The sequence below is a fragment of the Myxococcus sp. SDU36 genome (genome assembly GCF_030168875.1).
Classification (GTDB): Bacteria; Myxococcota; Myxococcia; order Myxococcales; family Myxococcaceae; genus Myxococcus; species Myxococcus vastator.
Genome location: NZ_CP077414.1, coordinates 6365447 through 6372500, shown reverse-complemented (window position 1 = coordinate 6372500; position 7054 = coordinate 6365447). Strand labels below are relative to the sequence as shown.

At 61.8% G+C, this 7054-nt stretch carries 8 protein-coding genes and 2 rRNA genes; 5 read left to right on the top strand and 5 right to left on the bottom strand.

Features of this window, described 5'->3' with window-relative positions:
• The first annotated feature begins 38 nt into the window (after positions 1-38).
• Positions 39-2999 (top strand): 23S ribosomal RNA (locus KGD87_RS25805).
• A gap of 159 nt (positions 3000-3158) precedes the next feature.
• A 5S ribosomal RNA gene (gene rrf, locus KGD87_RS25800) occupies positions 3159-3275 on the top strand.
• A gap of 73 nt (positions 3276-3348) precedes the next feature.
• On the opposite strand, the gene KGD87_RS25795 is transcribed toward rrf, so the two are convergent.
• Positions 3349-3591 carry a hypothetical protein gene (locus tag KGD87_RS25795; RefSeq protein WP_284663341.1) on the bottom strand — a complete coding sequence of 81 codons (243 nt, stop codon included), beginning with the start codon at positions 3589-3591 and terminating at the stop codon, positions 3349-3351.
• 69 nt (positions 3592-3660) lie between these two features.
• On the opposite strand from KGD87_RS25795, the gene KGD87_RS25790 reads away from it, so the two are divergent.
• On the top strand, positions 3661-4104 hold the full coding sequence (locus KGD87_RS25790; RefSeq protein WP_284663340.1) for a hypothetical protein: 444 nt from the start codon (positions 3661-3663) through the stop codon (positions 4102-4104).
• A gap of 3 nt (positions 4105-4107) precedes the next feature.
• Here KGD87_RS25790 and KGD87_RS25785 read toward each other — a convergent pair whose 3' ends face one another.
• Complete coding sequence (locus tag KGD87_RS25785; RefSeq protein WP_284663339.1) at positions 4108-4308, bottom strand: SlyX family protein; 201 nt, start codon at positions 4306-4308, stop codon at positions 4108-4110.
• Positions 4309-4371: 63 nt separating this feature from the next.
• On the opposite strand from KGD87_RS25785, the gene KGD87_RS25780 reads away from it, so the two are divergent.
• On the top strand, positions 4372-4674 hold the full coding sequence (locus tag KGD87_RS25780; protein WP_284663338.1) for a hypothetical protein: 303 nt from the start codon (positions 4372-4374) through the stop codon (positions 4672-4674).
• 17 nt (positions 4675-4691) lie between these two features.
• Here the strand turns inward: KGD87_RS25780 and KGD87_RS25775 are convergent, their stop codons facing one another.
• The 3 genes from KGD87_RS25775 to KGD87_RS25765 all read right to left on the bottom strand — a co-directional run bounded on the left by KGD87_RS25775 (position 4692) and on the right by KGD87_RS25765 (position 6582).
• Entirely contained in the window at positions 4692-5648 is a 957-nt protein-coding gene (locus KGD87_RS25775) for a tetratricopeptide repeat protein (RefSeq protein WP_284663336.1), read from the bottom strand.
• Positions 5649-5695: 47 nt separating this feature from the next.
• Complete coding sequence (locus KGD87_RS25770; RefSeq protein ID WP_284663335.1) at positions 5696-6040, bottom strand: putative signal transducing protein; 345 nt, start codon at positions 6038-6040, stop codon at positions 5696-5698.
• Between the two features lie 116 nt (positions 6041-6156).
• Entirely contained in the window at positions 6157-6582 is a 426-nt protein-coding gene (locus KGD87_RS25765; protein ID WP_284663333.1) for a hypothetical protein, read from the bottom strand.
• Positions 6583-6792: 210 nt separating this feature from the next.
• Between KGD87_RS25765 and KGD87_RS25760 the strand changes: the two genes are divergently transcribed.
• Positions 6793-7017, top strand: coding sequence for a hypothetical protein (locus KGD87_RS25760; RefSeq protein WP_284663331.1), 225 nt, complete (start codon positions 6793-6795; stop codon positions 7015-7017).
• Positions 7018-7054: the final 37 nt, after the last annotated feature.

Below are 7054 nucleotides of genomic sequence, written 5' to 3'. Positions count from 1 at the left end.
CCGCCGGGAGGCGGGCGTGAAAAACAAGAGATTAGGGCAAGTAAGCTACTAAGGGCGTGCGGTGGATGCCTAGGTGCCAAGAGGCGATGAAGGACGCGGGTGGCTGCGAAAAGCTCCGGGGAGCTGTCAACCGAGCGTTGATCCGGAGATGTCCGAATGGGGAAACCCAGCGCTGCGAATAGCGGCGTTACCTTCCACTGAATACATAGGTGGAATGGAGCTAACCAGGGAAGTGAAACATCTCAGTACCCTGAGGAAGAGAAAACAATGAGTGATTCCCAAAGTAGTGGCGAGCGAAATGGGAGCAGCCCAAACCGAAACCACGAAAGTGGCGTCGGGGTAGAGGGTCCACGGTAGGACTTTGACTTGCTAGCGGAAGCCTCTGGAAAGAGGCACCAAAGAGCGTGATAGTCGCGTACGCGAAAGCGAGTTGGAGCTGAGTGGGTTACCCAAGTAGGGCGGGACACGTGCAATCCTGCCTGAATCAGCCGGGACCATCCGGTAAGGCTAAATACTCCTTGGCGACCGATAGTGAACAAGTACCGCGAGGGAAAGGTGAAAAGAACCCCGGTAAGGGAGTCAAAAGAACCTGAAACCGCATGTCTACAAGCAGTTCGAGCACTACAGGGCAACCCAGTGCGAGAGCGTACCTTTGCATCATGATTCGGCGACTTAATATACGTAGCGAGGCTAAGCCGTTAGGTGGAGCCGGAGCGAAAGCGAGTCCGAACAGGGCGTTTAGTTGCGTGTATTATAACCCGAAGCGGGGTGATCTACACATGGCCAGGTTGAAGTGCGGGTAACACCGCATGGAGGACCGAACCCGTGAAAGTTGAAAATTTCTGGGATGAGCTGTGTGTAGGGGTGAAAGGCCAATCAAACTCCGTGATAGCTGGTTCTCCCCGAAAGATATTTAGGTATCGGCTCGGGCAATTCAATGCCGGAGGTAGAGCACTGGAACGGCTAGGGGTCTCACCAGATTACCAAACCGTACCAAACTCCGAATGCCGGCAATTGTTATCCCGGGACGCAGTCAGTGGGTGATAACGTCCATTGGCAAGAGGGGAATAACCCAGACCGACAGCTAAGGCCCCCAAATCTAGTCTAAGTGAACACTAGAAAGGATGTGGCAGGTCATTGACAACCAGGAGGTTGGCTTAGAAGCAGCCATCCTTTAAAGAAAGCGTAATAGCTCACTGGTCAAGACAGGCCGCGCCGAAAATGTAACGGGGCTCAAGACTAGTGCCGAAGCTTCGGGTCATACGTAAAGCGTATGGCGGTAGGGGAGCGTCCCAGTTGCAGCGAAGGTCGACTGAAAAGGCGGCTGGAGCGACTGGGAGTGCTGATGCCGAAATGAGTAGCGATAAAGGGGGTGAGAAACCCCCTCGCCGTAAGCCCAAGGTTTCCTGGGTCAAGTTAATCTTCCCAGGGTTAGTCGGAACCTAAGCCGAGGCCGAAAGGCGTAGGTGATGGAAAGCGGGTTAATATTCCTGCACCATCTTGTGAGCGTTGAACTAAGGGAGGACGGAGAAAGCTAGGCGAGCTGACCGGTGGTTGTGTCAGTCTAAAGGTGTAGGGGTGTCGCGTACGAATAAAGGCGCGGCAGCCATCCCCGAGACTCCATGGCGCCCCGTAAGGGGTAAGTCGCTGATGCTCTGCTTCCAAGAAAAGTCCCGTAGGGAGCTTACAGGGTGTCCGTACCGTAAACCGACACAGGTGGGCGAGGAGAAAATCCTAAGGCGCTTGAGAGAACTCTCCTCCAAGGAACTAGGCAAATTTCCACCGTAACTTCGGAAGAAGGTGGGCCTCTGGTAGGTGTAGGCGTACAGCCGAAGCCGAGAGAGGTTGCAGAGAAATGGCGGTAGCGACTGTTTACCAAAAACACAGGACTCTGCGAAGGCGACAAGCCGACGTATAGGGTCTGACTCCTGCCCGGTGCTGGAAGGTTAAGGGGATTCGTCAGCCGCAAGGTGAAGCGATGATCCGAAGCCCCAGTAAACGGCGGCCGTAACTATAACGGTCCTAAGGTAGCGAAATTCCTTGTCGGGTAAGTTCCGACCTGCACGAATGGAGTAACGACTTCCGCGCTGTCTCGGAGAGGGACTCAGCGAAATTGAAATAGCTGTGCCGATGCAGTTTACCCGCAGCAAGACGGAAAGACCCCGTGAACCTTTACTATAACTTGACAGTGACACTAGGGATTGACTGTGTAGGATAGGTGGGAGCCTTTGAAGCCGGGCCGCTAGGTTCGGTGGAGGCAACGGTGAAATACCACCCTGTTGATTTCTGGTGTCTAACCATGTCCCGTCAGCCGGGATTGGGACACTGTCTGGTGGGTAGTTTGACTGGGGCGGTCGCCTCCCAAAAAGTAACGGAGGCGCGCGATGAGTTCCCTCAGCCCGATTGGAAACCGGGCGTCGAGTGCAATGGCATAAGGGAGCTTGACTGCGAGACGGACACGTCGAGCAGGTGCGAAAGCAGGTCATAGTGATCCGGTGGTCCTGAATGGAAGGGCCATCGCTCAACGGATAAAAGGTACTCCGGGGATAACAGGCTTATCTCCCCCAAGAGTTCACATCGACGGGGAGGTTTGGCACCTCGATGTCGGCTCATCGCATCCTGGGGCTGGAGCAGGTCCCAAGGGTTTGGCTGTTCGCCAATTAAAGCGGTACGCGAGCTGGGTTCAAAACGTCGTGAGACAGTTTGGTCCCTATCTGCTGTGGGCGTAGGATACTTGAGAGGCTCTGACCTTAGTACGAGAGGACCGGGTTGGAGGCACCGCTGGTGTACCAGTTGTCTCGCCAGAGGCATCGCTGGGTAGCCATGTGCCGATTGGATAACCGCTGAAAGCATCTAAGCGGGAAACCGACCTCAAGACCAGGTATCCCGGGCGCAAGCCCCTGAAGACCCGTCGAAGACTACGACGTTGATAGGCCGGGTGTGTAAGCGTGGTAACACGTTCAGCTAACCGGTACTAATTGGTCGTGAGGCTTACTTTCCCCATTCTCTTGCATGCCCCCTCAAGGGGAGTAAGGGACTCGGGGCCAAGGCCGAGGCTCGAGTGCTTCTCGCGCTCGCCTGGAAGACTGAAATACGCACAGCGAGACTTCGCTCAAACGAAATTGAAACTTACCCTTTGTATGCACTGTCGCTTGTTTTCCGGTGGCTATGTCGGAGGGGTTCCACCCGTTCCCATCCCGAACACGGAAGTTAAGCCCTCCAGAGCCGATGGTACTTCGCGGGAAACCGCGCGGGAGAGTAGGTCGCTGCCGGATTCTTTTTGAGAAACCCCCGGTGTCCCTCGTGGACACCGGGGGTTTTCTGTTTTGGGCCGTTTGCTTTCGCGCGTCACCGCGGAGGCTGGGCCTGGCGCCGCGCGCGCAGCCGGCGCACGCCGCCCACCGCCAGCAGCGCCGCCGTGGTGGCCAGCACCAGCAGGTGCTCGGCCCGCGCACCTCTGGCGCACCGCCAACCAGCTCTGCAGCCTCGAAGCGGGCCCTTGAGCTGCGCGTCGTGCTGCAGTGAACGTCCTTCGTCCGCTGTGAGTCGCTTCCTTCCGCTGCGGCTACCTTTGACGATTTGGAACTCCATGTGGCTGGCATCGGCGCGCTCGGCTTGGTTGAGTGTGGGCTCCCCGCTGTGTTGACAGGAGCCTCTCGAATGAAGCTGCTTCGTCCTTGCCTTGGCGCGTTGCTCGCGGCCGGCCTCTTCCTCGTTCCCACGAACTCAGAGGCTGCTGTCCGTGTCGGGCTTGGGGCTGACTATTGGATTGATGAGAGCGCGGCCTTTAACGTCACGCTGGGCGTTGAGACGCCGCTCGCCGGGCCCTTGACCATTGGGGCTCGCTTCGGCGCGATGCTCATCACCGAAGGCAACGATATCGGTGTTCCGGTGGACCTGGTCCTGCGTGCGAACCTCGCCAAATCCGGCGTCTACCTTGAAGGCATGGCCGGTCCCTGGTTCGTGTTTGGCCGTGGTGACACCTTCCGGGCGCATGCCGCGTTTGGCTTTGGCCTGCAGGGCAAGGCCGCGAGCATCGGTCTCGAGGTGGGCTACCTGTCGCCCAACCCGGTCATTGGTCTGCGGGTCGGCTACAAGTTCTGAGCCTCAGTAATGCGGTGGACGCTCGTCATGACGGGCGTCCACCAGGCCGGGCTCGGCTTCCAGCTTCTGCTTGAGCCGGTCCACCTCTGCTCGCAGCTGGCCAATGACCTTCTGCTGTTCGTACAGAACGCCGCTGAGCTCCTGCAGCAGTTCCTGCTGGTGCATGTAGCGGATTTCCAGCTCGGCGATTCGCTTCTCGTCCATGGGCAACCCATATCCCGGGGAGGCGGCCTGCGTCCCCACCTGGTTGAACCCTGCTCTCTCCGCATGAACGTCGACGAACACATCCAGCGTGCCCGTGAGCTGCTCGCTCGGAACCAGCCCGAGCTGGCCGAGTCCGCTTTCAGCGACGCCATTGATGCCGCCGTGGCGGCCGAGGACATCGTCCTGCTCACGTGGGCTCGCTTTGCCCTGGGGGAGCTGCTCTTCCAGCAAGGGCGCGATGCGGAGGCGGTTCCCTACCTGCAGGCCGTCGTGCGCACCGAGCGAGTCGACGGGGCCGTGGACTCCGAGGTGAAGGCCTCCGCCCGCATGCTCCGGCAGATGCGCGGCATCGAGCCTCGGGAGTAGGTCTCACCCCCTTCGCCTCAGGGAATGCTGCAGGACTTCCGAATCAGCTCCGGCTGCCCGGAAAAACGCCGCTCAAGGTCCATTCGCGTGAGTCGGGCGTCGTCGACGCGCCGCTCCTTGAGCTGAATCGCGCAGAGGGCCGCCAGCGCCTTGGGGTCTGCCCGGTCCAGCCGGTCCGCCTGGCGCAGGGCTTCTTCCGCGGTGTCCACCTTGCCCAGTCGATGCCAGGCGAGCCCGAGCTCGAAGAAGCCCATGCTGAGCTTCGGGTCCTCGGCCACCGCCGCGCGGAAGAGCTTCACCGCTTCGGTGTCTTGCCCCTCCTGACTGTGCACCCGGCCTTGTTCCACCAGGAGCCTGGCATGGGGCAGCCGCCCCTCGAGCTTCTGGAGGACGGCCAGCGCCTCGTCGCCCCGCTTCGCCGCGCTCAGCAGGTGGACGTAACGCAGTCCGACCAGCGGGTCGTCGGGCGCCTTGTCATAAGCCCGCTCCATCGCCTCGGCCGCGCCCACGACGTCCCCGTCCTTCTCTTGCAACTCGGCTCGGAGCAGGTCTGGCCGCGAGTCTCGTGGGGCCAGTGTCTCTGCGCGTGACAGGGCCGTACTCACACACCGGCTCATCCGCTCGACGTCGCAGATTCTCGCCAGCAGGAGCTGGGTTTCGACCTCCTGGGGACTCCGGCGCTCCGCCTCCCGGGCCAGCGCGTGGGCGTCATCTGGCGCCCCCTCCAGCAGCAGCGTCGCGGCCTCTCGCAGCTCCGCCGGCGTGGCCTTCGCGTCGTCCTTCAGGGGCCGCAGGAATGGGACACGCTGGGACACGCTCGACATGGCCCGTGCGATGGACAGCTGCTGCTCGGGCATGTTCCTGGGGATGAAGAGCGGAATGAGGTGGATGAGCGTCACCACGGTGCACACGATGAGCAGGCTTCGTGTCCCCCGGCTCAGCGTGCGGTGACGCGCTCCCTCTGCTCCCTGCACTTCCGCATCTCCTCGAGGCGCGCTCCGCCTCACCCGTCATTCTGCTACTACACCGCCCGCAGTGTTGGACGTAGCCCCGAGGGCAGCTCCAGGCCACAGCTCCAACACAGCTCGAAGTTGCCGGGGTTCTCTTCGCGGCACCGCGGACACTCCACCGACCGCTCGGCCTGCTCTTGATTCTCCTGGAGCTCCGCCAGGAGGCCCTTCGCGTGCTCGAGGTCGCGCGGCTCCACCCACAGCTCTATCCAGGTCTCCGCGCTCGGAATCTCGCCGCTCAAAGGGGCGAGGGCCTCTCCACGTACCTCTACCGACACACCCATGGCTTCCAGCGCACCCGCCAGAAGCCGTGCTTCTCCCACCGTGCGATGCACGGACAACTGCACGCGCCTCATGCTCCTGTCTTCACAGAAGCCGGGCTCGCCAGCAACCCCGGCCACAGACTCGCTCCCGCCCGCCCGATGAGCGGCTTGCCTGGACGGGCGACACGCGGCGGCGGGCCCCGTTGGCGCTACTGCTCTTCTTCGCGCAACTGGTGCGGCAGCACCGCGTGTGCGTGGCGCGGCGCCCGGGCATGCAGCTCGGCTGTCAGCAGGTGGTCCAGCTCCGCGAGCAGGGTGTCATAGAGGGGACCCGCGCCCTGGGCTGGAAGTCGCTCGGCCGCGACGCGCACGCGGGGAGACTCCTCGTCCTCGAACGCGAGCGTCACCGCGAGGCCGTCCGGCCCGCCTGCTTGCGGAACCATGACCACGGGTGCCGGGGCCTGGCTGACTTCTTTGAAGAGCGGGCCCAGGCGCTGGATTTCCGCTCCGGTGAGGTCGCGCTCGCTGACCACCTCACCCTGCTCCAGCACCCTCAGGTGCTTCATGCCCTCCAGCCGGAGCGCCTGTGCGCCCGTGTTCGTTCGCCCACTGCGCTCGTACGTGACGGTCCTCACGCCGCGTCACCTCCTGGGCACGAGGTAGGCACCCTTGTTCGCCGCGGCATCCGGCAAAGCCGTGGCTCGCGCATTCCGTGTCAGGCGCCGAGCGAAGCCGTGTGCTTCCCGACACCGGACGAACACCTCCGCACGAGTGTTCCCACCCGGGCCGCTTCCTAGTTTCGAGCCTCCCCGGCACTTTCGCTTGGGGACTCCCGAGGTAGGTCCATGAGCAAGGACAGCGGCAAGAACCAGAACGACCAGCGCGCCAACTCCAAGAATCCGAACAACCCCGCGCACAAGGCGTCGCAGGACAACCGCTCCAACCAAATGAACCCCAACAGCCCTCGGCAGCCGGGCAACAGCACGAACGGCGGGAGCAACAACGGGAACAACCCGGCGGGGGGTAACTCCGCGGCGAACTCGTCTGGCTCCTCGCCCAACAAGAGCTGAGCTTTGAAGGCTCCAGGCCCAGGGAGGGTCGGCCCCG

Coding starts and splice junctions, on each gene's coding strand:
- KGD87_RS25780 (WP_284663338.1), top strand. CDS start 4,372: ATGAACGTCGACGAACACATCCAGCGTGCCCGTGAGCTGCTCGCTCGG.
- KGD87_RS25790 (WP_284663340.1), top strand. CDS start 3,661: ATGAAGCTGCTTCGTCCTTGCCTTGGCGCGTTGCTCGCGGCCGGCCTC.
- KGD87_RS25785 (WP_284663339.1), bottom strand. CDS start 4,308: ATGGACGAGAAGCGAATCGCCGAGCTGGAAATCCGCTACATGCACCAG.
- KGD87_RS25795 (WP_284663341.1), bottom strand. CDS start 3,591: ATGGAGTTCCAAATCGTCAAAGGTAGCCGCAGCGGAAGGAAGCGACTC.
- KGD87_RS25770 (WP_284663335.1), bottom strand. CDS start 6,040: ATGAGGCGCGTGCAGTTGTCCGTGCATCGCACGGTGGGAGAAGCACGG.
- KGD87_RS25760 (WP_284663331.1), top strand. CDS start 6,793: ATGAGCAAGGACAGCGGCAAGAACCAGAACGACCAGCGCGCCAACTCC.